This window comes from Pedobacter sp. WC2423 (assembly GCF_040822065.1).
Classification (GTDB): Bacteria; Bacteroidota; Bacteroidia; order Sphingobacteriales; family Sphingobacteriaceae; genus Pedobacter.
Genome location: NZ_CP162005.1, coordinates 1,592,011 through 1,617,522, shown reverse-complemented (window position 1 = coordinate 1,617,522; position 25,512 = coordinate 1,592,011). Strand labels below are relative to the sequence as shown.

The following is a 25,512-nucleotide window of genomic DNA, read 5'->3' as shown; positions in this document are numbered from 1 at the left end:
CATATTAACATAGATATTTCTTTCTGTTGTTATAGATGGATATTATATCGTACATAATTTCTAATTTGATGTTTGTAATTAACCAAGTATAAACATGAAAGCTACGTTGAAAAAGGCTACTCCGAACCCGGAGCATTCCTTTAATATCCGTAAGGATATAGGGCATGCGATATTAAGTGCCTGGCATTATCACCCCGAGTGCGAGTTATTGGTTGTTAAAAGGACCTACGGTACCTGTCTGATAGGCGACCATGTTGGTCCTTTTAAAAATGGTGATGTATTTTTATTTGGATCAAACCTGCCACATACTTTCCGGTGTGAACAAAAATATCTGGAAAACGATACCGAAAAAGTTGGAGAAACAATCGTGATTCTTTTTCAAACTAACATCTGGGGCGATGCATTTTTAAATCTCCCTGAAATTAGCCCGATTGTTAAAATGCTGAACACTAGCAAGCTGGGGTTGCGGTTAAAAGGAGTAACCAGAAGAAAGGTTGGCAAAATAGCGGAGGAAATGCTCAACGAATCGCCTGCCCGTAAATTGATCAATTTATTATCCGCTTTAGAAATAATAGCTGTTTCGAAAGAATATGAAATTATATCATCCAACGGCTTTAACCCGGAAGTGAATAGCATCGATCAGAACCGCATCAACACGATATTCGAATATACGTTTAATAATTACCATAAAAAAGTAGGGCTAGAAGATGTGGCTGCATTAATTAACATGGGAAAGCACTCTTTTTGCAGGTATTTTAAATCCAAAACGAAGAAAACATATATCCAGTTTTTAATGGAAGTGAGAATTGGAAATGCATGCAGATTGTTATTAGAAGAGGAATTTAATATAACTGAGGTAGGCTATGCCTGTGGCTATAACCATATTTCTCACTTCTATCATCAATTTAAAACGCTTACGAAAAAAAATCCAATGGACTACAGAAACAATTATCTTAAAACTGAGGAGAAAAAAATTACTTAACAATCTTCCTCAAATCAGGCAATGTAAACCAGTAATTTTAGTATTGAAGCATTTTATTGTATTATATTAACATCATGCTTTAAATGTGCGCTAAAAGGACTTATTTGCCTTTCGATTTTACCGCCTGGATACTAAAATAAGTTCAAACCTGATTTTCGGTCCAAAAAAACTAAACCAAATAATTATGAGAATTTATAATCCCCGCCGATGATTTCACTTTACAAAGCGGAGACATTGTAAAAATAACCATTTCAGAGATCGGTTCACTTATTAATAAAGTCACATAGTATATGCTAGACACGAAACCCTATAGAAGTTCGACCTGGTTTGGGAAAAAAGATAAAATGGGCCTCATCTATCGCAGTTGGATGAAAAACCAGGGCATGCCCGAAGATATGTTTGACGGCAGACCGGTAATAGGTATTTGTAATACATGGTCTGAACTTACACCTTGCAATGCCCACCTGCGTGATATTGCCGAAAGTGTTCGTCGCGGGGTATTAGAGGCTGGCGGCTTTCCGCTGGAATTCCCCATCATGTCATTGGGAGAAACGCTCATGAAACCCACCGCCATGTTGTTCCGTAATCTCGCCAGTATGGATGCAGAGGAATCAATAAGAGGCAACCCTATTGATGGTGTAGTACTACTTACTGGCTGCGATAAAACTACGCCTTCTACACTGATGGGAGCGGCAAGTGTAGATCTGCCAACGATTGTGGTTCCTGGCGGACCCATGTTAAACGGAAAATATCACGGACATGATATAGGCTCAGGAACAAGTGTATGGAAGCTGACAGAGGAATTAAAGAAAGGCGAAATTACTTATGATGAATATGCAGAAGTAGAAAGTTGTATGTCCCGTAGTCCGGGCCACTGTATGACAATGGGAACGGCTTCCACTATGGCTTGCATGGTAGAAGCTTTAGGTATGAGCCTTTCCGGTGGTGCGGCTATACCTGCCGTTGATTCCCGGCGGAAAAGGCTTGCTCAGCTATCCGGAAGGAGAATAGTTGAAATGGTTAAAGAAGACTTGAAAATTTCTAAAATATTAACACGGGATGCTTTTGAAAATGCAATTAAGGTAAATGCTGCGGTAGGAGGTTCCTCAAACTTTATTATTCACCTCACCGCTATTGCAGGGCGTATGGGGGTAACGCTAAACTTAGATGATTTTGATGATATTGGCAGTAAAATGCCTCTTCTTGTAAATCTTATGCCTTCAGGGAAATTTTTGATGGAGGATTTTTACTATGCTGGTGGTGTACCTGCTGTTTTAAAACAAATGCAATCTGTTTTAAAAATGGATACCATTACGGTAAGCGGGAAAACGCATGCCGGGAATATTGCTCATACAGGAATAAATTATAATAAGGAGGTTATTTATGAATTTGAGCATCCAATCATTCCAGAAGCCGGAATTACTGTACTAAAAGGTAATCTTGCAGTTAACGGAGCGGTTATAAAGCCATCTGCAGCTACGCCCGGTTTGATGCAGCATCGAGGTAGGGCAGTAGTGTTTAAAGACATTGAGGATTACCATGCGAGAGTAGATGACCCTGATTTGGATATCGATGAAACTTGTGTAATGGTCTTGAAAACGGTTGGTCCGGTTGGCTATCCGGGTATGCCTGAGGTAGGTAATATGACTTTACCGAAAAAGCTGCTTGACAAAGGCATAACAGATATGGTAAGGATATCGGATGGCAGGATGAGTGGTACGGCATATGGTACAGTTGTACTGCATGTATCGCCAGAGTCTGCTATTGGTGGAAATCTAGCTCTTGTAGAAAACGGAGATATGATTGAGCTGGATGTAGCCAATAAACGTATCCACCTTGAAGTGAGTGATGAAGCATTAGCCCTCAGGCGAAACAATTGGGTACAGCCAGTTCCTGCTGCAACACGTGGCTATGTAAACTTATATATCAAACATGTTCAGCAGGCAGACAAAGGTGCTGATCTGGACTTTTTAGTAGGCGGCTCAGGTTCAACAGTAACCAGAGACTCTCATTAAAGCAGGAACATGGGTGTAAAATTGAGTGGTGTTTTCGTTACACAGCTGAGTTTAGGGCTTAAGGTATGAATATCATTACAACAGAAATGAGAGCATATTTACGAAGAGGGTGCAAATATGCACTTTCTTTACAATAGCACGGGTTTATACTATAAAAACCGTTTTTTTTATTCTAATAATATGATCTCCTTTAGTTTAATGGATTTGTGCAGGGTTAATCAATAGTTTTGCATTCTTATTTGCCTTGCGATAAAAGACACCAGCACCTTTCTCCTTGATCATATCGAAGACACTTTTGCCGGGCGCCCAGTCTAATACCCTGGTATCCAATCCCCATGCTACAGGGCCGGAGTGTGCAGCAAGTTCTGCATCAAATAACTTTGTATATGCAGTGACAACTGCATCTTCATAACGCCGTATTGTATAAACAGTACTCGTTACAGCAATTCCCATGGTACTGCCGGTAGAAGTATAGGTGTAAAAGGCCTTATCACGACCAGCTTCAATATCTGCCTGTTTCGCTTTATAGGCATGGTACACTTTCGAAAAGTCAGCCACAAGATCCGTATAAATAACAGTTTTCTTTTGTTTAACAGCCACATTTACTCCTGTACCTTCATTATCGTACGTCAATATCTTATTTAAGATATGTTTGGAAAAGATCCGGTAAGAAGAGGGGGTAACTTCAAAAGGGGTAAAATGCATATCATCTCCATCACTATTACAGGCATTGGCAATACCGTGAATATCACCCAGACGGCTCACTACGTCTGAACGGTCATTTGAAAAAGTAAATTGTACTCCTCTTGATTTAAGTTTATTCCAGCCAACGATCCTTTCACCCGCATATTCGTCAATACCTTTTGCGATATAAAGCTTATTTCGTTCAAAAAACTCGGCTAATTTTGCTTTCATATGCCTATTGGCAAGCATATCCAGTTTTTTCTTCTTATAGTCGTTGTACTCATCTGTGGTGAAACCCTTATTCTGATGAAGGGCTAAGTAAACCATATTTATCGCAGCTTTATCCCATTTGAGTGTCTGTAAATGCGCTAAGATCCCCTTTGCTACACCAACCCCAAGTGCATTTCCCTGGCTATGCATTACAATCGTAATTGGATTATATTCTGGTGATGCTAAACCAGGCATATAAGGAAGGAAAGTATCATAACTAGGTTTTTCCATATATTTCAGATTCAGTTTTGCCCAGGTGAGACCCTGTTTATAACCATGCTGCATCCGGTGTCCGGGATCTGACTGCAAGCCATGAGACCCGTTAAAATAGTGTATGTTATCTTTGGCGTCAAAATATTCAGCATACTTTGTGGTGAATTGATATTTATTCTCTTTCACATTCCAGTATTTCACATAACGTTGGAATTTAGTAGCATGGAAATACATATATATTGCCCTTGCCGGAAAGAGCCCGTTCTTAATAGATTCCTTAATCCGGGCCTTATGTGGGTTAGCTGTATCTTTTTTATATTCTTCGGGTGTATACCTGTCGTCATCATCCGTAAGATCTTTTTCATTGGTATTTTCAGCACCTCTAAGGCTATAGGAATCACCGCGCTCAGGAACTTTATCCATTAAGCTGTTCCAGGCCACTGCACCGGTGTTTTTTACCGGATCGCCCCAGAAGCCATTTATAAAAATTATATACCCTTTAAATTCCGGATGGCCGCTTTTAAGCTTTAGTTTCATTCCCCCGGTCGCTACCAGACTCCGCTGTGGACGGTATACAAATGTATTGTCAACTACAGCGGCTGGAAATGGTTCTTTTAATTTGGGTTTCACCTTAATTGCCGGCTGCGGTTTCTTTTCTATAGTTTTCTGCTTACCCATAACTAGTTTCCTGATATATTGGTTGATTGATAAGGTACCATTGGCATTGCAGCAGAGAGCTGGCTTATTTTTTCCGGATCAGCACCGCCCGGTGAGGCCCGCTGCAGATCATCATCAATAATGATGAGACCGCCATTACTGCATTTAACAGTAGAGTTATCCATCACGAACTTCTTGCTGCCCATTACCACTTTTTTACTGGTCTGCTGCCACTTTTGTAAAGCCGGAACACATGCGGGCTGGTTCGGGGAACGCTTGCAGGAACCAAAATTAGGTACTAACGTTTTATCTTCATCGGTCACTTTTAACTTCCCCTGTATAAATACTTTATGCTGAGAAGTGACTTTTATTTTGCCCTTAGCGGTTCCCAGCGAACATATTACACAGGCACCATCAATAACATATTTTCTACTCATGGCTGTAACTTTAAGTGATAAACAGTTAGTTTCTTATACCCTGGGCAATAACCGGAAATGGTTAATTCTGCTTTATCTATATGATGTTGTACTCCAAGGCTAAGCTCATACCGTCCCTGGTAATCAAAATAATAATCCATCTCTTCATCAGATTCCTGTCCGGTTACCTCTGCAAGGTAATTGTTCATCCCTTCCATATCAGTGAACGACTCACTGATATGACCTGTCACATCTATCGTTGCTATATTTGAATTTTCATCAATAGCTACCAGCTCTTTATATTCTATCACGGGCAGTCCGGTTGCCCCAAAGTGTTTAAGTATGATCTTTTCAGTTTCAATACTTTCTTCTCCTGTATACGTCTGATATATATTATTAAATAAAAGATTGAGCAGCGGATCATTATGATAAAGTAATTTCATGTTATTCTTCAAAGTATAATCCATACTATCAAACAGTCCGGTTATTTCATCTTTTTCATATACAGCACTGATATCTTCTTTGGCTAATTCCCATGCTGACAAGATCCTTTTTTTATCACCTACACCTGTTATAGACCCGTACTGATCGGTTTTGATGATAAGGTTACTGTTGATAGAAAATAACCTTGCGAATAACCATTCGTGTTTTTCATAATCACCTTCTGCATTTCCATTGATCTTAAGGTTATCTAAAAAAAGAAGATACTGCTGAGGCTCATCATCAGCTTTTATACGACAGGTAAATTCAATTAGCATCTTATCTTCTTTATCGTTAATAATAAGCTGATCTGTGAGCCGTACAGTATAGGTCAGTTCTTTCAAAAGGGGAGTAACCGGCATCGCATATTCCATTCCTTTATAGATCATACGCAGCGCTGTTATTCTCCATAATCTATCCGGTCTTTACTTTGTATGGTGATCTTTCCTGTACCATCAATAAGTATTTTCCCTTCATTTGTATGCATTGTCATTTCTCCTGCAATGTGCTGTGCCTTTTTACCGGTAACCTGATCTGCATTTTCTGCCACTGTGGTTTTCATGTTCTTAACCTGTAAATCAAAGTTTTCAGTGACAAATTCCTTCTTATTCTTTCCAACGGATACGTCCATATTTTCCTGGACATTGATCTTCATGTTTTTCGAGTTGAATGTCATCGTTTCCAGTGCAGAAATAGTGATGTTATTCCCTTGAGTATCAATATGTATCACGTTATTATTCTGATCGGTAATAGTTATTCCCTGAGAACCCTTACTATCATCAAATTCAATCATATGTCCGCTGCGTGTAGACAGGCTTTTGAGATGGTTATTTGCCTGTATTGCACTATCAGTATTCTGACTATGGTAGATGCTTCCCATCACGAAAGGCCGGTTAGGATCATTATATCTAAAGCCGACGATGACCTGATCTCCAATCTCGGGGATGACATAAAACCCCCTGTTATTCCCATTGACCTCGCCACTTCCGGCATCAGGCTGTAAAACCCGGATCCATTCAGTTGTTTCATCTTTTTGCCATAACATCTGAACCTGGATACGGCTTTGACCTTCAGGATCATGATTAGCGGTCACTGTAGCTACCTGAGATTCTGCTACAGGATAAACAACATGATGAACAGGCATTATTTCAGTAGCAGAAGGGATAGCAATAAAGTCATTGATATAGCGATTATTTCCATCTATCTGATGGACTACTTCTGTAATTAAGTAACTTCCGTAGGTTTCTTGAATAAAATCAGACAGCTCTTTTCTGGAGACTTCAATGTTTGCGATACTTCCCAGATTTACACCAGGGTTCCGGCTGTGTCCGGTAATCCTGACCATATCAGCTATTGTACCTTCTTTACGTAATTTAACGATGTTTTCCAGTTCCTTTTGATTTTGAACACGTGTATTTACAGGAGTATCATAGGTTTCAGAAAATAAGCTTTTTGACCTGGATACTGCAAATTCATGCTGCTCATTTAGTCCGCTAACCTCTCCGGTTGCTTCAGAATTATTGAGCTGGTGTAAGGAGGAATTATAACTGTAATGCGAAGTATTCACCGGACAGAGTTTCATTGACCAATTCAGATTATGTAAATCCTGTCCATATATAAGGTTAACTTCTACCTGGCTGTCGGGTTTTCCAAAATGTAAAGTATCCCCTTCATAATAGAACCATTCTCCATATTCTGCCGAAAGACGGTTCATAAAAGTAAACGCACTTTCTTTATACTGTGTAATATAAGGTATAGGCTTCGTATAGTGCGGTTTTACGGAGAAGCTAAGATCATTCCCTGCTACCGAAGAACCCACTTTATTCACGATCTCCTGAAGAGTCATTCCTTTAAAGGACTTGATGTTAGGACCACTATCCAGTAAGATCGTAGGACTAAATCCACTTAGTATAACTTCACCATGAAAACCGTGTCCCTGAGCCAGATCGATCTCAAATATGATACCTGCAAAACGGGTCTCATTCCCGGTTACACTATCAGTTAATACAATTGATATGTCTTTACCGATCAGCTCTCTGCTGCGGTCAGCGCGGTAACTTCCTGAAAGTTCAAAAGTATCGTGGTCAACATGTAATTCAAATTCATGATGCCGGTTAAAATACTGACGGATAATCAGGTTTGAGAAATGTAATACTTCTTTCCCTTCAATGTGGATCTCTGTAATTATTTTCTGTTCCAAGTTGGATAGATTTTAAGTAGGATAAATAAATAAGAAAATATAATACAATGGGAGACGGTGTAAATAACTTTATAACAATCAGTTATAAAAATTGTTTTAATTATGGTTTTATTCCTTGGTTTTAGAGTTAATGAGATTTGTCTGCTACGAAAATAGAAGTCACACGCATTGTTTCTTTACTGAAAATAGAAGGGGCAGTATTCTTCCAGACGATAGTTTGGTAATTAAATGCAGGATCCGCAAGTGTGCAGGTAATATATACATCATGGCCGTTTAACGCCAGAAATGCATTGGTCTTTGCATCAAGAGGTTTTTTGGATAGGGTAGTGGCCTTTCCGTTTTTCCAGTATTTGACGGTATGGAAAAGGGATGCAAGTGTATCCTGGATGCCGGCTACGTGTACATCCTGTCCCGAAACAGCAATGGAAGTCGCTTTTGAACTTTCATTATCGGTACCTGATTGATTAAGACTCTTTTTGGGAGCCAGTAATACTGGTATACCATTTTTCCAATAGGCTGCAAGTCCGCATTCCGTTCCGGCAATATAGACATCGTTCCCTGCAATAAAAATAGAATAGGCCTCTGAATAATTTGCTCCATTTGATAAATTGCTATCAATCTTCAGCACTGTTTGTTTACCGTTTTTCCAATATCTGGCTACAGAGATCTCGTCTTTTTCATAGCCTGCTACATACACATCAGTTCCTTTGACTGCAATAGCTGTGGCACTCGCGTTTGCATGACCATCTGTTAAAACCACAGGAATCCCATTCTTCCAGTATTTAGCTATTGATTTTTGAGAATGAACGGGCTCAGCGTTATTTTTATCGCCATTGTATTCATAACCAGCTACATAGACATCTGTACCTAATACCGCAATAGCAGTAGCGACCGCAGCAGTTCTTCCGTCAGTCAAAAATACTATATTTCCATTTTTACTGTATACCGCACGTGCTATACTGTTGTTAGTTAAACTATCTTTTATAGCGATAAAACCTGCTAAATAGGTGTCTTTACCAGATACCGTTACTGCATTGGCAAACATTCCTTTTTTGTCCAGGCTAATGGCTTTTCCGTTTTTCCAGTAGGTAGTGGAGTCGCCCAGTTCGCCGCCCATATAAATATCGGTTTTGTCAAACCAGTTCAGAGAAGCAATGTTACTGTCTTTATGATCACATGAAATTAATACAGTAATGAGAATAAGAAAAAGCGAAAGAGCCGATTTAATTAATGATTTGGAATTACACATAATGTATACTGTTAATTGATCTGCCCTTAAGCTTTTATAAATATAAATAAAATAATTTACTTGTATGTATAATCTCAAATTGACTGGTTTTGTTTGACGCGCTTAACTTTTAGTGCATTAATGACACTTCATATCATCTAAAGACAATTCTTTGAGCAAATAATGTATGCTAATAAAATCTTTTATCCTTTGTATAGATGCTCATGCAAATATCTCTAAGTATTATTACGGTTCATCAGAAGAAACTAAAGCAGGCTTCCCGGATTTCCATAAATAGTTTCTTTTCCACCAATTTAGACCATTATCGTTAAGGATTATCCTCTTGCGTAGAAAATGTCCGTAATTGTCCGTAGCTGTCTGCAATTGTCCGCAGTTGTCCATAGGTTATTCAAAAGTAAAATCATAAAGTTCATGAATCTTCAACTAGTTACGGTTTGGTTGTGCCTGAGTGGTGGTCGGGATGACACCAGGTTGAGAACAGGCTTTAAGCATAGGTACTCCAAGTCATTTCAACTAGTTGTTTTTACTTGGACTTGCCATGCTCTCACGTTACTTTAGCATTGCTCTTACCCTAACGAATACCCGGACAGTACTCAGGCAGTACCCGGACAATATAGGTTCACCCGGCGCTAATCAAGTCACCTGGGCTTTCAAGTATAGATTATTGATTTGGGACGATCATCAACCGTTAAATGAGCCAACAGTAGATTGATTTTCTGTTTGCCTTTTAAGCTGCTGAAATTTTTACCTTCGCAGCGAAGGTATTGCAGAAAAGCCTGCAGTACAAATCAGTGTTAATACAATTTTAACAGTTTGTTTCATGAATAGCCTTTATAAATAAATCCCATTTCCATCCGCAAGCTTATAATAGAGCGTATCGAAATGAGATTTTTAATGGCTTTTTGTATTACATGCCGCCAGCAGGTTTAACCGAACTTGCAATCTTTAATAATTCTGCATCAGGATGGTTACGCACCTCGCATTGTATATCAAATAGCATCGTAGCGCCGGTTGCGGATGTGTAAACGGGCCATTTTGGTAAGCCAGCAGCATTTGGGTTTCCGGTTTTAGCAAAGTTGATCCAGGCACTGCTCATCTTTCCTGCTAATATAACGGCCTCTTTTCCTCCACCTGTCATTTCCTGGCAACGCGCAATATTATCAAACTGGAAAGCGATGTCCATACAATGCATCGCTTTATATAACCCATCATTTACAGGCGATTGCCAGGTAAACAAATACATATACACCGGTGCAGCACCTGCCAGCCCCGATTTCGTATCGGCCTGCTTGATTGCCATCGGCCTGAAACTAAGATCAATATCTGTGTATCCTGACGGCTTGCTGGTGGAAGGATAAGCAGCTTTTACCGCTGCCATGTAAGCGTCCGTTTTATCTCCGTATCTTTTTTGCAGGCCGGCTTTAAGGTTTTCCATGCTCTGGTTTTCTTGCGATGGAGCAAATACGTTAAATTCATTTTTTGTAGTGCCAACTAATAAAGGGATGTTTTTAGATAACTCCATTGCCGCGGGATCGGTTGGCTGATTAGGGAAAAAGTCTTCGTTTAAGACCGCATTCCATCCTCCGTCACCTGCCTTTCCGGCTTTCCTCATCTCCATTGAGATTTTTCTGAGTGCTTTTTTGCTAGCTTCATTCAAGATATTATAAGGGATTTTTTGCAACGAATCAACCTGGGACGGTTTTAAATGCAATTCCTCCAATAAAGCTGCTGCAACTCTCTGCGAAACTGATTTTTCATTGAATGAAGTGATATAACTACCACTTTCTACTATAGCTTTTTGGAATAAGCCTTTAGCCTTTGGCGTATTCATCATACAGGTAACTTTGCCACCACCACCAGACTGTCCAAAGATTGTAACATTATCAGGGTCGCCGCCAAATTGCGCGATATTTTCTTTTACCCATTGTAAGGCAGCAACAATGTCAGCTAACCCAGCGTTTCCAGAATTTTTATATTTATCGCCATAGGCGGAGAGGTCAAGAAAACCCAGCACATTTAAGCGGTGATTGATGGAAACCAATACTACATCGCCTTTTTTTGCCAGGTTTTCGCCGTCATAAGATGGCAGTTCGATCGATGAGCCGTCTGTAAAACCGCCTCCGTGCAGCCAAACCATCACCGGGCGCTTTTTGCCATCGTTTAATTTTTGCGTCCATACGTTCAGTGTCTGGCAATGCTCGTTGGAGTAGCCCAAATCGTGATGGAAAGCAAATTCAAAGGGATCATTCACTACGGTAGTGGGAGACGTAGGACAAACCGGGCCATAGGTCATAGAGCTGCGCACATCAGACCAGGGTGTTGGCTTTTCAGGTGAGGTAAAACGATCTGATTTAGCGTAAGGTATTCCTTTAAAAGTAAAGATGTTATTATGAATATATCCTTTTACTTTACCGCTTCCGGTTGAAGTTATAGCGATTTCGGATCCCGCTGATATAGGGTCATTTTGGCAAAATGCCCAAAATGGTAAACACAGGATAAACAGCAGGCTAATTGTAGATTTTTTCATAAATTTTATTTAATAGGTTTATATTAAAACCATGGAGTTAAACCCAGTCATTGCAGACAGCGCATTGCGTAAATATAAAGTAACGAGAATTTAATTCTGCAAAATTTCTTAATTATTTAAAAACTGGGGTTATTTGCTTGTAATTTTCGGTTCGGCCTTTGAAAAGCAGTTTATAATAAACTTCCATGCGGGCAACTGGTACCCAGATTTACCAGATACAATTGGGTACCAGATACGGCACCAATCAGATTGATTTTCTTTGCTATGAAATGACTTATTATTTTTCTTAAAACGCCTTTTAAAAAAACATTTTAAACAGAAAAGTCGCAATTTCTTGCGCCTTTCGTTATCCCGCTGGGATTCACACCTAGTGCGAAAATCAGGTTTTAAGTAGTATTTAGGGAGGTTTTGGATTTCGACTCACCGAATCACTCCCCATTATTTTCGATACATTTTAGCTGCAAATGCTATGTAATAAATATAATAAAATATTTTCCCCAAAAGATATAAATATTAAAATATTAACTTGATGAAAACAATTAAGCGTAAATTTGAATGCGCCTTTGAAGCCAAAGCTTATTACGTAATTAATTGCTTCGCTCTCAGTAGCTAAATCATTTATCACAGGAACTTAATGGAAGATTCAAGCATAATTATATATCAAACTGAAGATGGTACTACAAAAATAGAAACCCGTTTAGAGGATGAAAGCGTTTGGCTTACAATTGAGCAGATGGCTGAACTTTTTAGTAAGTCCCGTTCAACAATAAATGAACATATCTTGAATATCTATAAGGAGAATGAACTTATTAAAGACGATTTTAGTAGAAAAATCGGAATTTCCGATTTTTCTACTAAACCCACTAATTACTATAATTTAGATGTAATTATATCTGTGGGTTACCGGGTTAAAAGCCTGCAGGGGACAAAATTCCGTCAATGGGCTACTGCCAGACTCAAAGAATATATTGTGAAAGGATTTACAATGAATGATGAATTATTGAAACAGGCTGGTGGAGGTAACTACTTCGATGAATTGCTAACCCGTATTCGTGACATACGTTCCTCCGAAAAAGTCTTCTGGCGTAAAGTACTGGATGTTTAACAAGTATTGACTATGATCCAAAGACAGAAGTTTCTATATTGTTTTTAGACAGTGCAAAATAAAATGCATTGGGCTGCTCACGGGCATACAGCAGCCGAAATTATCTATCAGCGTATTGATGCCAATAAATCTAATTTAGGTCTGACAAATATTAAGGGAGCCAGACCTATTAAACAAGAAACAGAAACAGCTAAGAACTATTTAGATGAGAATGATTAAATCTACTTAATAGAATGGTGTCTGCTTATTTGGAATTGGCAGAATTACAGGAGCTCAATCGTAAGCCAATGTATATGAATGATTGGATAATGCGTTTAGATGATTTTATTACAATGACAGGTAATGAATTATTGAAAAATGCAGGCATGGTAAGTCATCTGCAAGCCTTAAAAAAAGCAACTGAAGAATATGACAAATTTAAAGAGCAAAACAGAAACCAGATTACTGAGGTAGAGAAACATTTTATTAAGCAAATTGAAGAGGTATCTAAAAATATCCTGAAAAAATAGTGTAGTAGGCATTTTTTGAAATATCATTTAACACAAAAAGCCCCAATTTGCATTGAGGCTTTCGTGATCCCGCTGGGATTTGCATCTAGTGCTAAAATAAGCGTCTAAATAGTATTTGGGGCTGTTTTGTAATTCTACTCATTGAATTACTCACTATTTTTTTAATACGTTTTAACTGCAATTGCTATACTTAAAAATATGTCTTTTTTTGAAAAAGCAAAGCACTTTTTCTAATTATTTATGCTAGAAGGTCACATAAAACGCGGAAACACCAGGCCTCAATCGCCGAAATGCCCATATGTTTTAATAACACTATGCTTTTTTAGCTGATAAGTCAGGTTCAGAAAAATATTGTTTTCGTGCAGTTTGGTTGTACTTGTCAAAGGCAGTCTGGCAATGCGGATATAGCCTATATCAAATTTCAGGTTAGGTAAAACGGGGTATTCAAGGTCAATCCCAATTCTGCTGTGGTCAAAAAAATGTTCGGCTGTTGTGCCTGTTACATTGAATAGCAGTTCATCATAAATACCCAATTTTATTTTTTCTGTAAAGTCGTAGCGAAACCCGAAGCGGTTTCTTAGTCGTGTAATCTCTGTATGATTGCCCTGAAACAAACGGTATTCAACAGCTGTTCTATCCATTACATAGAACTTTTTGAAAAGTTGGTGTTGTAATTCTACGGCTGCCGAAAAACGGATTTCACTATTGGGTTGTGCCGCTTCGTCTGCCTGCTTTTGTATAATTCTATAATTTGAAAAATAAGCGAATGGAGAAAGTGAAAACTTTACATCATCGTTGTACTGATAATGCACCCAATTTCTATAGGCAAACATTAAATTTCTGTTAAACATATTTTCATTTTCAGCTCCATTTTGACGCCTGTGCTGAAACTCGTTATCTATTTTGAATTTCTTACCGACATGAACACTTAAAGTACCACGAAACCAAGCATTGTTATGTTGTTGTGCCAGCAAAGTTTGGGCAATAAAAATCCATATTGCTGTTGCCAGCAATGTTTTTAAGGGTAACATACAATCTTATTTAATGAGGGAGTTTCTCTCTAAAATATCCATAAACCCAAGTGCCTGCAATAGCACTTAGAAGTGTAACACTAATAACAGTTGCACCTGTTCCGATTTGCGCAAACAACGGACCTGGGCAGGCCCCTGTAATTGCCCAACCGAAACCAAAAATTAAACCGCCGTAGATTTGACCTTTATTGAATGTTTTGGGTGCAATGGTAATTGTTTCGCCATAAATAGTTCTGATTTCGAACCTCTTAATCAGCCAGACGGAAACCATACCCACAAGAATGGCACTACCAATAATTCCGTACATATGAAACGACTGTAAGCGAAACATTTCCTGTATACGAAACCAACTGATGACTTCTGATTTTACGAATATGATGCCGAATAATATCCCTATAATCAGGTATTTTAAATTGTTACGCCACTTGTGTTCCAAACTACTCTCGTTTACACACATTGCATCTGACTCACCAAATTTTAAATCCTTTTCTGTATTTGTATCCTGTTGCATTTGTTACGGTGTTTAGAGTGAAAGAATAAGAGGTAAAATGAGATTAGCCATAATGAAACCGCCAACCATAAAACAGGTCGTGGCAATCAATGAAGGCAATTGCAGGCTGGATAGCCCCATAATGGCGTGTCCGCTTGTACAGCCACCTGCATAACGTGTTCCAAAACCAACTAAGAAACCACCAATTATCATTAATATAAATCCTCTCAGCGTAAACAGCGATTGCCAATTCAGAATGTCTTCCGGTACCAGATTATTGTAGTGCGTAATGCCGTAACCTGCAAGTTCTGTAGCTAATTTTGGATTAACTTCAACAGGATTAGGATTGCCCAAAAGGTTAACAGCTATTGCACCTCCCAGGAAAATACCGAATACAAAAAATAAATTCCACAGTTCTTTTTTCCAATCGTATTTGAAAAACGGAATATTGGCAGGTATACACATCGCACAAACGTGTCGCAGCGATGAACTGATGCCGAATGATTTATTGCCAATAATTAGTAATGCAGGAACAGTTAAACCGATTAACGGTCCCGCTACATACCACGCCAAGGGCTGTTTTATAAACTCTATCATTTTTATAATTTTTATTAATTATTCATGGAAGTCAACCATTCTTTCATACCACCCGAAAAATTCCTCACGTTTTTGAAACCATTTTTTGCGAGTAGAGAATAAGCTATTGCCGAGCGGTCGCCTGCCTGACAGTGAATGATTACCTGTTTGTCTTTACTGATTTTATCAAGATGATCAGGAATGGTTCCCACAAAAACATTATCTGCACCCTCTATGTGTCCTGCCTCATATTCGGCTGCTCCACGTACATCTATAATCTGAACATCTTCATTATTGATGTATGTTTTAAACTCGTTGACTGAAATAACATCGGCCGTTTGCAGCTCAACACCCAAATCGTTCAGGTCTGAAATGTAACCGTAAATATTGTCCAGACCGATACGCATTAATTTTCGGGTCAGGTCATCTATTTTGTTATCATCACAAACTAGTATAAACTGTTCCTGATAATTGAGCAGCCAACCCGCCCACGTTGAAAAAGAATTATTCCCTTGAATGTTCAGGCTACCGGGAATAAACCCTTTGGCAAAATCTACCTTATCTCTTGCATCTATGACTTTCAAGCCATTGGCATAAGCATTTAAAAATTGCCCTCCCGATAATTTTTGATGTTTGGGTACTTCTACCAATAGGGGGCGGTTGACCTTATTCAAATGTTTCATCATCGAAAAATATTTAGGCGGTTCCGGCTGGTCTGCTAAAAGGTAGTTGGTAAATTCTTTTTCATCATGATCATGTTGAAAAGCCCAGTTGCGGATTTTTTCATAACCCACGGTTGAACTATGCACTGCTCCCAAAGCCTTTCCACAAGCTGAACCCGCTCCATGTGCCGACCATACCTGAAGGTATTCGGGCAATTCGGCAAACTTTTTCAACGACTGGAACATTTGTCGAGCACCTGCTTCTTTTGTACCGATAAGCCCTGCGGAGTTTTCCAGCAAATCAGGACGACCAATATCGCCTACAAATACAAAATCACCTGTCAATATCATCACAGGTTTTTCCGTCGCTGGATGGTCAGTCAGTAAGAAACTGATGCTTTCCGGTGTATGGCCAGGCGTGTGCATTATCTCTAAAGTCAGATTTCCTACCTTGATAAAATTGCCATCTCTCAGCCCATGATGTGGAAACTGATATTGCCAGTCTTCGCCGCCCTCATCCGAAAGATACATTGTTGCTCCCGTAATGGCATTCAATTCTCTTGAGCCGCAAAGAAAGTCTGCGTGTATGTGGGTTTCGGCAATGTGTGTAATACGGAGATTATTTTGCTTTGCAATTTCCATGTACTCATCAATATCTCTTTTGGCGTCTATTACGATGGCTTCGCCCGTAGCCTGACAACCTATTACATAACTGCCCTGTGCTAAACTTTTATCATATACGTGTTGAAAAAACATAGTACTTATTTTTAATGATTAATTATTTAATTGATTTTTAGATGAATATCAATTTACCTTGACACTTCAAATTATTTTATTTCAATAATGTTTCTTTGATAATAATGTAAATCCCCATTACCAGTACAAACCAACCGAAAGCGGGTTTGAGCTTTTTACCGTCAATTTTTGTAGATAAAAAACTGCCTGTCAGAATACCTACAATGGCAATAAAAGTTATGGTTAACAAGAAATGCCAATGAACAGAAGTATGAGAAAGTGAAAATAGAAAACCTATTAGAGAATTTGTCGAAATGATCAGTAGTGAAGTTCCAACAGCTATTTTCATAGGAAGCTTCAGCAAATTAGCCAATACAGGAATGATCAAAAAGCCACCACCTGCACCAATAAAGCCTGTAATTGTACCTATAAAAATCCCTATTGCAAAAACCAAAGGATAATTGAATGGCTGTTTTTGTGTTGTATCATCACTTGCATGTTCATCTTTTTTAATCATGCTGTATGAAGCAAAAACCATCAGCACGGCAAAAATCAACATCAAAAAAATACTTTTGGTAAGGATGAAATTTCCGGCTCTAAAAATTTCCCCGGGAATGGAAGGCATTATATAGGCTCTTGTGAGAAAAACAGAAATGATTGACGGAATACCAAAAACGACTGCCATTTTGATGTTGACCAATTCCTTTTTGAAATAGGAAAGGGAGCCGACTATGCTTGTTGTACCAACAATAAAAAGGGAATAAGTAGTTGCTAAAACAGCATCAGTGCTGAACAAATAAACTAAAACAGGAACGGTAAGAATACTACCGCCACCACCGATTAGTCCTAAAGAGATACCGATAAAAATTGAAGCTAAATAACCTGCTATGTCCATTGTTTTTAAGATTGATGCAGCAAAGGTGCGCCAACTCAAAAACATTTACAGCTACTTTAGTTACATAAGGAATATTTTATTCCTACCGAGCTGAACAACTCCGTTTTCTTCCAATTGTTTCAATAATCTGGAAACGACTACACGAGCCGTTCCAAGTTCATTAGCTAATTGTTCGTGGGTTATATGAATGGTTTTTGATAGTGTCAACTCAGATTTCTTTTTGAGCAAATTTAATAAACGTTCATCTACTTTTTTAAAGGAAATGGCATTGACAATTTCCAACAGTTCTTCAAAGCGTTTGTGATACAAACGAAAAATATAGTCGAGCCACTGCGGGTATTCTTTGATGAACAGTGAAACTTTGTCAATGGGCAAAAAAAGAATTTCTGCGTCTTCTTCCACTTCCGCCTTTACTTTGCTTGTTTCGTTGTGCAGTCCACCCAAAAACGACATAATGCAGCTTTCGCCTGCTTTGATGTAATACAATAAAATTTCCCTGCCATCTTCTTCTGTCCGCATAACTTTCATGGTTCCTTTGGTAACAATCGGAATGGAACGGATATGAGCATTTTCATTTAAAATAATGCTTCCTGCCTGGTAGGTTTTTAGTATGCTATATTTATATAGTTTTTCAACCAATTCGGGCGAAGACTTAAATTCTGTTATTTGTTGTAGACCGTCCATTTTTCAAAACTACGGTTTTGGTTGGTCGCCTCCGTGTAATATTGTGAATAAATAAGGTTACTTAATATTATCCAAATTCCCCCTAATGCTGTTCGTATTCTTTTAGTAGCTTTTATTGTTATATACAACTCGTAAAAATCTTGCGTTATCTGAATATCAATATTTTAATACGGATTAGGGGAGTTTGGTATTATAAAGAACGACGCACCGAATGACACACATTTTATATGCGATTTCATGCATATTTTGGTAAAACGCGTAAAAGCAAAAACCCCTGCAATCATTTGATTTGCAGGGGTTTAGTTCTCTTTGATATTGTTTCTTGTGATCCCGCTGGGATTCGAACCCAGGACCACTACATTAAAAGTGTAATGCTCTACCAGCTGAGCTACGGAATCATCATTCTTTTCAGAATAATACTGTAAGCGTTTCCGTTTTCAGTGATGCAAAAATATCATTTTAAATTGAATAAATGCGTTTTAAGTGATAATAAAGCAGGATATTTTGATTTTTGCTCCTAAAGTGTTGAATTCTAGTTATAATAATTTTCATCATTTTATATCTCTGATTTATAAAATCAGTTTTAAAAAATAATACTACTCATATTTCAACGCATCAATAGTATTGGCAACAGCTGCTTTATAAGAACGGATGCTAACCGTTATCAAAGTAATCAGCATGGAGATAAAAAAGGCGAAGGCAAAAGGCCACATGCCTAATTCTATCCGGTAAGCAAAGCCCGATAACCATTTTGAAACCAATAAATAAGCCAATGGCCATGCGATAAGATTAGCTACAAAAACCAGCAGTAAAAATGAACCATTGAGCATCTTTACCAATTCGAAAGTTGATGCGCCTAATACCTTTCTGATCGCTACTTCCCTGGTGCGCTGGGTAGCCACAAAAGAAATTAATCCGAATAAACCTATGAAAGATATAAATATAATAACCCCGGCAAAAAACCGGAATAATATCGCCATGATTTTTTCACTTTGATAATAACGGTTTACATCATCATTGACAAACTTGGCGTTATAAATCCCATTAATGAAAGTACTGTTCCATAAAGCTTCAATTTCCTTCATGGCAGGTATCAGCTGAGCCTGATCCATTTTTATTGCAACCATATAGTAAGCTCCCTTTTCCGGATAAATAATAAGTGGAGAAATACTTTGTTGAAGTGACCGGTCATTAAAATCCTTAACCACGCCTACAATAGGCACTTTATGTTCATTCTGATTGATAATTTTACCCAATGCATCTTGCGGATTAATAATACTCATCTTCTTCAGAAAGGTTTCGTTAACAACATAACCATTCACAGTATCACTATTTAAAAATACTCTTCCTGCGATTAGCTTCAGGTCAAATACCTTAAAATAATCAGCATCTGCTGCAGAACGTCTAAGCTCAAAATCATCGTTCTTCTGGCCATTGAAAGAGAAACTCGTTGTGCTCATATCATTGGATAGTGGCGGGCGCTGGCAATAACTAAAGCTCTGGACACCATTTATCTGCAGCGCTCTTTCTTTAAAAGTTTTGTGTTTACTCCGCCCTAAACTATCAGCAGGTACATACATAATCGCAATTGCATCAGTTTTAAATCCTAAAGGCTTTTGATGTACATAATTCATCTGCTCCAGGATAATCAATGTTCCAATGATCAGAATAATGGTAATTGAAAACTGTAACACAACCAGAACTTTACGCAGGTTCATATTTCCAGCATTGATGGTAATTTTATTTTTGATTGCCAAAGCCGGGCTAAAACCTGAGATCACTAATGCCGGATAGAAACCAGCCAGTAAACTTACCGCCATTACCATTGCAATTAAGAAGACGAAAATTACAGGATGTTCAAAAATGCTGAAAGATATGCGGGCTTTGAATAAGTTTTCCAGCTGCGGAAGTGCTAACTCAGTTAAAATACAGGCAAATATTAAGGCGATCAGTGTAATAGTAAAAGTTTCTGTTAAAAACTGAACGATCAATTGTTTACGCTTGCTGCCCAAAACCTTGCGTACACCAACCTCTTTTGAGCGGTTAATAGATTGCGCCGTAGTCAGGTTAATGAAATTTATGCAAGCCGTAACTATTAAAAATAAGCCAATTACACCAAGGCCGTACAGTTGACTTTTAGCGATAGATAAATTTGCAAAATTACCCTGTTTTTCACTAAAATGAATGTCTTTAAGTGCTTGCAGTGCATTGGTTTGATTGCCGTCAATTTTTTTATCCTGATAGTATTTTTTGTTAAAAAGTCTTAAAGGCTCTTTTAAAGTAGTCACAGAAAAACCACTTTTCAACAAAACATAACACTCAGTTTGTGAACCCACCTCATCCCAATTCTTATTATCTTTTTGAGGGAAGTTTTGGTAGCTGATGACTATTTGTAGCGGCAAACTACTATTTTGGGGCATATCTTTAAATACTCCTGTAACTTTCAAGTTCGTTTTATTGCGGAACAGCAGCGTTTTTCCCATTGCGTTTGCAATGCTGCCAAAAAACTTTTTTGCCGTTGCTGCGGATAAGGCTACCGTATTAGGCTCACTGATAACTTTCTCAGGTTTTCCAGCCAGCCAGCCTATCTCAAAAATGTCAAAGAATTCTGGTTCAGTATAATAGACAGATTCTTCTGACTTTATCCTGTCTGCTCCATTTTGATCTTTAACCTGAATAATGCCATTATTGATTGATATGATTGCAGTCTTCTCTATTCCGGCAATATCATTTCTGACTGCGGCAGCTAATGGTACAGGTACACCTTGCGTATCATCCTCAAAACTACTGTATTTCCAGTGTGTCGTAAATCTGAAAATCCTATCCTGATTTTTATAACCCTCATCAAAACTCAATTGATAACGAACAAAAATAAAGATGAGAATGCAGCTTGCCATAGCAATAGAAAGCCCCAGAATATTAATCAAAGTATAACCCCTGTTTTTCCAAAGGTTTCGCCATGCGATCTTTAAATTTAACTTGAACATAATAATGGTGAGTTATATCCTTCGGATAAGCTAACGGTATGCCAACCGTAAATTACTTAATAATCCGCGCTAAATCGCTATTCTGCAAATACAATACGCGTGTACTGTTCATGAACGAACAGTACACGACCGGAAACGAACACTAAAAAACAGATGCTATAAATGCCTTGACTGATAGTTTCTAACTATAAAACTGGTCAGTAAAGCAGTGATATTTAACCCCGCTAATATTAATGTATAACCTATCCTGTGACCATGAGACATGCTACCCAGGTAGTCCATAAACGTCAGCTTATTTACAACCGCGTAGGAAAGCATAAAAAATATAATTTCATACAGCTTTTTACCACCCGTTATAATTCCGCTGCATACAGCTAACGAAATGATCAGTAAAGCTCCATTAATGATATTAACAATTGAATATACATTCCCGGCAACCGCATACCTCAAAATGACAGGTAATGCAAGCAAAACCGCTAACAGCACACCAGAAAGAATTTGTGCCGGCAATATCCTGAACAGAGGCCGGTAAGCTGCAAAAGTAAAATAATGCACCCTGTTTGTTTTTTCTTTAGTCGTCAGATCTGACCAGCGCGTAACCTGTAAAAACCATAAAACAGGTAGTAAGTAAGCATGTGCTATCGCTAAAGGAGCAAAGCACATGCTTATCCATAAACCCATATTAACCAGCCAGAACCATTTGTTCCCTTTTCTGAGGAGCAGCAGCAATTCAGTTCTTACAAAAGGGAAAATACTATAGTCAGTAACCAAAGCAGGCATTAAACTCCTGTTAATCCCTTTAGGTGTCAGGTTTAATCCATCAGTTTCCTTTACCTGAGGTACTGCTTTTTTCTGACTAACCGGTTGCTGGAAATCAAACCGGTGAAAAAAGAAAGAAGAAATATACACAAGCAGTATACTGATTCCTATCCATAACAGCCGGCTAACCAGAAAAGGCAACTGCCAGTGAACACCTTCGTAAATAAAAACTTTAAACGCTTTTTTACCACTGAAGATAAAACCGAAGGAAGGATCCTGCACACGTGTATGAAACCCCGAACTGATTTCCTGGGCAATACTGCTGGTTATAGTTTTTAATCCGAAAGGATCAAGAAGGGTAGCCAGGCTATCTGGCTGCTGTAATTTAATAGCAGCCATTGTCATCCCAAAAAGCATAAAGTAAAGCAGGAATTGCAGTACAGTCTTTTTACCCAGAAACACTTCTGCTAAAACAGCCAGGGCAGACACTAAAAACATGGCTGGAACCGGTAATATCAGGTAAGGTAAAACGAAATTGGCAAGCACAAAAGGATAACCTGAACCACGGATAAAAAACATAATTATGCTAACCGAAAAAGTGCAGCACACAATAGTGAGCAATACCATTAAGTTACTTAACATTTTGTTCAGCAGATAATTAAAGTTTGAAATCGGTGTACAGGCGATAATCAAACCTACTTCAGTATCAATATCTTTCTTAATACCACTATTCACCAAAGCAAAACCATACATAGACAACATAACAGTAGTCATGATGGCCGAAACATACCCAGCCCAGGCTGAATTATAGGCACCTTTGAAACCCGGAACATTTAATGTGGTATAACTTGCGGTATGCAGTGGTACAAACAAATAAGCCATATACACCGTAAAAACCAATGTGATCAAAAAAGAATAACTGCGTGTACGTTGTAAGTAATCGGCTTGCAGGAGATTGTATAAATATTTCACAGGCTAAACGTGGCTTTGAGTTAAAAATAAATAAGCGTCCTCTAAACCAACTTTAACAGGAGTGGAGAAAGGAGCAATCACATTCAGGTCACTAATGTAGCGTACACGTACCTGGTCACTCTGTCTTGCCGTATCAATCACAAGATATTTACTTTTAAATGCAGCAAGCGAAGCCGGTTCAATAAGAACCTCAAAAACCTTGTTTTCTGCATATTTAATAATATCCAGCTGATTACCTTTGGTGATTAACTTTCCACCCTGCATTACAGCTACTTCATCTGCAATAGTTTCAATATCTGAAACAATGTGTGAGGAAAGGATGATGATACAATCATCTGCCAGTTCTGCGATCAGCTGGCGAAACCTTACCCGTTCTTCGGGATCAAGCCCTACCGTCGGCTCATCAAAGATTAAGACCTTAGGGTCGTTCAATAAGGCCTGGGCAATGCCAATACGCTGTTTCATACCACCAGAATAAGTACCGATTGGTCTTTTTGCATCGGCCATCAGGTTTACACCTTCCAATAATAGCTCAATCCGCTGATTTAAACCCCGGCCGCCAACACCCTTCATTGCAGCTATATATTTTAGAAATTCATAAGCATTAAGATTAGGATAAACTCCAAAATCCTGAGGCAGATAACCAAGAATTTTTCTGATATGACCGGGATTATTGACAATATCCACGCCATCTAAAAACAAAGTGCCTTGTGTAGGTTTGCTGATGGTTGAGATAATTTTCATCAACGTAGACTTACCTGCTCCATTTGGCCCCAATAAACCCAGGATTCCATTTTCGAGTGTGATAGAATAGTCTGTAAGCCCTGTTTTATGCTTGTTGTATTGCTTGGTGAGATTTTTAATTTCCAGTATCATGCGTTAATCTATATCCATAAGACAGGAGGGGGCTATCTGAAGTTACATTTTGTGAAAAATAAATGATATCCTGTTTTGAAGCCTCTATAGGAACATTTCAGGCACAGATTAATTTATTCAGCCCGTTAAAATCAAATTATTTCAGTTTACTTCTGATTTAAAGCTGGCTGATCAACATAATTTTAAATTACTGGCTGGTGCTTCGAATACACTATCTTTAACCAAAGGTGGCAGAAATCATCAGGAATCTGCCTGTCCGCCATCTGCTGATCTGGTTATAAACCAGCTTGCATTTAAAACAATAAACAAGTACAAATCAATAAATAGATGAAATTGAAAATAAACTTAACACTGATTACCTTACTGTGTCTCTCTGCCGGAAGCACCGTAAATGCACAAAATGTGAATGTAGCCAAAGCGTTGGTCCCTGCTGAAAAACAAATGAAAATATTGCTTGAAAACTCAGTAAAGGCCATCGCAGCAGAACCAAAATTTATTGCGCCACGTACACTGGAAAATAACCAATTGAAATTAGTAATCGGGAAAGACTGGACAAGTGGTTTCTTTTCAGGAATGCTCTGGTATATGTATGAGCTGACCAAAAATCCTGTATGGCTGGAACCAGCTAAAGAATTTACTCAAAAACTGGCACCGCAACAGTTCAATACCGGAACACATGATTTAGGTTTTATGGTGTATTGCAGTTATGGTAACGGTTATCGTTTAACCGGGGACACAAGTTATAAATCAGTGATTATACAAGCTGCAAAAAGTCTTTCCAAAAGATTTAACCCGGTGGCAGGCGTGATCCGTTCCTGGGATCATAATGCTGATAAATGGCAGTTCCCTGTAATTATCGACAATATGATGAACCTGGAATTACTTTTTGAAGCAACTAAACTGACCGGAGATTCTTCATTTTATAAAATTGCAGTTAGTCATGCAAATACTACACTTAAAAACCATTTCAGAAAAGATTATAGCTCTTACCATGTGGTTGATTACGATCCTGCAACAGGCGCTGTTAAATGGAAAGGAACTGCTCAGGGCTATAGCGATCCGTCTGCATGGGCAAGAGGACAGGCATGGGCATTATATGGCTATACCTTATGTTACCGTGAAACTAAAGATGTCGCTTATTTAAAGCAAGCAGAGGGTATTGCTAAATTTATGCTGAGTAACCCGGCAATGCCTGCCGACAAAGTACCATACTGGGATTATAACGACCCTCAAATTCCAAATTCACCGAAAGACGCATCAGCAGCAGCGATTACTGCTTCAGGTTTATATGAATTGAGTGGCTATAGTAAAGAAGGTAAAAGCTATAGAAAAACGGCAGATCAGATCCTGAACAGCCTGATTAAAAATTACACAAGCAGTGCCGGAACTAATGATGGATTTATTTTAGCACATAGCACTGGTCATAAACCTGCGAAATCTGAAATAGATGTGCCCATTATTTATGCAGATTACTATTATTTAGAGGCTTTGAAAAGAAGTAAAGGAGGGGCTAATCCTTAAATAAAGAGTCTGATCAT

At 38.5% G+C, this 25,512-nt stretch carries 19 protein-coding genes, 1 tRNA gene and 1 pseudogene; 5 read left to right on the top strand and 16 right to left on the bottom strand.

The features are described from left to right. The first annotated feature begins 94 nt into the window (after positions 1-94). Both AB3G38_RS06350 and AB3G38_RS06345 read left to right on the top strand, forming a co-directional pair. Complete coding sequence (locus AB3G38_RS06350) at positions 95-982, top strand: AraC family transcriptional regulator (protein ID WP_367867652.1); 888 nt, start codon at positions 95-97, stop codon at positions 980-982. A 290-nt stretch (positions 983-1,272) separates the two neighbouring features. After that, positions 1,273-2,997: an IlvD/Edd family dehydratase gene (locus tag AB3G38_RS06345; protein ID WP_367867651.1), complete on the top strand. Its 1,725-nt coding sequence runs from the start codon at positions 1,273-1,275 to the stop codon at positions 2,995-2,997. 195 nt (positions 2,998-3,192) lie between these two features. Here AB3G38_RS06345 and AB3G38_RS06340 read toward each other — a convergent pair whose 3' ends face one another. The 6 genes from AB3G38_RS06340 to AB3G38_RS06315 form a co-directional block, all read right to left on the bottom strand. Then, positions 3,193-4,842 (bottom strand): hypothetical protein, encoded by a 1,650-nt coding sequence (locus tag AB3G38_RS06340; protein ID WP_367867650.1) that lies wholly within the window; start codon positions 4,840-4,842, stop codon positions 3,193-3,195. Positions 4,843-4,844: 2 nt separating this feature from the next. Then, entirely contained in the window at positions 4,845-5,258 is a 414-nt protein-coding gene (locus tag AB3G38_RS06335; protein ID WP_367867649.1) for a DUF4280 domain-containing protein, read from the bottom strand. Further along, positions 5,255-6,106: a hypothetical protein gene (locus AB3G38_RS06330; protein WP_367867648.1), complete on the bottom strand. Its 852-nt coding sequence runs from the start codon at positions 6,104-6,106 to the stop codon at positions 5,255-5,257. The genes AB3G38_RS06335 and AB3G38_RS06330 overlap by 4 nt, the downstream gene beginning before the upstream one ends. A gap of 11 nt (positions 6,107-6,117) precedes the next feature. Next, positions 6,118-7,917 (bottom strand): type VI secretion system Vgr family protein, encoded by a 1,800-nt coding sequence (locus tag AB3G38_RS06325; protein WP_367867647.1) that lies wholly within the window; start codon positions 7,915-7,917, stop codon positions 6,118-6,120. Between the two features lie 127 nt (positions 7,918-8,044). Continuing rightward, on the bottom strand, positions 8,045-9,166 hold the full coding sequence (locus AB3G38_RS06320) for a hypothetical protein (RefSeq protein WP_367867646.1): 1,122 nt from the start codon (positions 9,164-9,166) through the stop codon (positions 8,045-8,047). Between the two features lie 907 nt (positions 9,167-10,073). Next, on the bottom strand, positions 10,074-11,693 hold the full coding sequence (locus AB3G38_RS06315) for a carboxylesterase/lipase family protein (RefSeq protein ID WP_367867645.1): 1,620 nt from the start codon (positions 11,691-11,693) through the stop codon (positions 10,074-10,076). 634 nt (positions 11,694-12,327) lie between these two features. Between AB3G38_RS06315 and rhuM (AB3G38_RS06310) the strand changes: the two are divergent. Continuing rightward, a pseudogene (gene rhuM, locus AB3G38_RS06310) lies at positions 12,328-13,017 on the top strand (RhuM family protein). Between the two features lie 14 nt (positions 13,018-13,031). Then, a complete protein-coding gene (gene rhuM, locus AB3G38_RS06305; RefSeq protein WP_367867644.1) occupies positions 13,032-13,307 on the top strand; it encodes a RhuM family protein in 276 nt (91 codons plus the stop codon). A gap of 278 nt (positions 13,308-13,585) precedes the next feature. On the opposite strand, the gene AB3G38_RS06300 is transcribed toward rhuM (AB3G38_RS06305), so the two are convergent. The 10 genes from AB3G38_RS06300 to AB3G38_RS06255 all read right to left on the bottom strand — a co-directional run bounded on the left by AB3G38_RS06300 (position 13,586) and on the right by AB3G38_RS06255 (position 23,974). Next, positions 13,586-14,338 (bottom strand): DUF2490 domain-containing protein, encoded by a 753-nt coding sequence (locus AB3G38_RS06300; RefSeq protein WP_367867643.1) that lies wholly within the window; start codon positions 14,336-14,338, stop codon positions 13,586-13,588. 10 nt (positions 14,339-14,348) lie between these two features. Continuing rightward, complete coding sequence (locus AB3G38_RS06295) at positions 14,349-14,849, bottom strand: DUF6691 family protein (protein ID WP_367867642.1); 501 nt, start codon at positions 14,847-14,849, stop codon at positions 14,349-14,351. A gap of 12 nt (positions 14,850-14,861) precedes the next feature. Beyond that, a complete protein-coding gene (locus AB3G38_RS06290) occupies positions 14,862-15,425 on the bottom strand; it encodes a YeeE/YedE family protein (protein ID WP_367867641.1) in 564 nt (187 codons plus the stop codon). A 14-nt stretch (positions 15,426-15,439) separates the two neighbouring features. After that, positions 15,440-16,822 (bottom strand): rhodanese-like domain-containing protein, encoded by a 1,383-nt coding sequence (locus AB3G38_RS06285; protein ID WP_367867640.1) that lies wholly within the window; start codon positions 16,820-16,822, stop codon positions 15,440-15,442. Positions 16,823-16,898: 76 nt separating this feature from the next. Further along, the gene (locus AB3G38_RS06280; protein WP_367867639.1) at positions 16,899-17,696 is read right to left on the bottom strand and encodes a sulfite exporter TauE/SafE family protein; all 798 of its coding nucleotides are present in this window, start codon (positions 17,694-17,696) and stop codon (positions 16,899-16,901) included. 60 nt (positions 17,697-17,756) lie between these two features. After that, a complete protein-coding gene (locus AB3G38_RS06275; RefSeq protein ID WP_367867638.1) occupies positions 17,757-18,380 on the bottom strand; it encodes a Crp/Fnr family transcriptional regulator in 624 nt (207 codons plus the stop codon). Between the two features lie 325 nt (positions 18,381-18,705). Then, positions 18,706-18,778: transfer RNA gene (locus AB3G38_RS06270), tRNA-Lys, on the bottom strand. A gap of 198 nt (positions 18,779-18,976) precedes the next feature. After that, positions 18,977-21,367, bottom strand: a complete 2,391-nt coding sequence (locus AB3G38_RS06265; protein WP_367867637.1) for an ABC transporter permease — start codon at positions 21,365-21,367, stop codon at positions 18,977-18,979. A gap of 156 nt (positions 21,368-21,523) precedes the next feature. Then, a complete protein-coding gene (locus AB3G38_RS06260) occupies positions 21,524-23,098 on the bottom strand; it encodes a hypothetical protein (protein ID WP_367867636.1) in 1,575 nt (524 codons plus the stop codon). A 3-nt stretch (positions 23,099-23,101) separates the two neighbouring features. Further along, positions 23,102-23,974, bottom strand: a complete 873-nt coding sequence (locus AB3G38_RS06255; RefSeq protein ID WP_367867635.1) for an ABC transporter ATP-binding protein — start codon at positions 23,972-23,974, stop codon at positions 23,102-23,104. 327 nt (positions 23,975-24,301) lie between these two features. Between AB3G38_RS06255 and AB3G38_RS06250 the strand changes: the two genes are divergently transcribed. Beyond that, entirely contained in the window at positions 24,302-25,495 is a 1,194-nt protein-coding gene (locus tag AB3G38_RS06250) for a glycoside hydrolase family 88 protein (RefSeq protein ID WP_367867634.1), read from the top strand. Positions 25,496-25,512 lie beyond the last annotated feature (17 nt).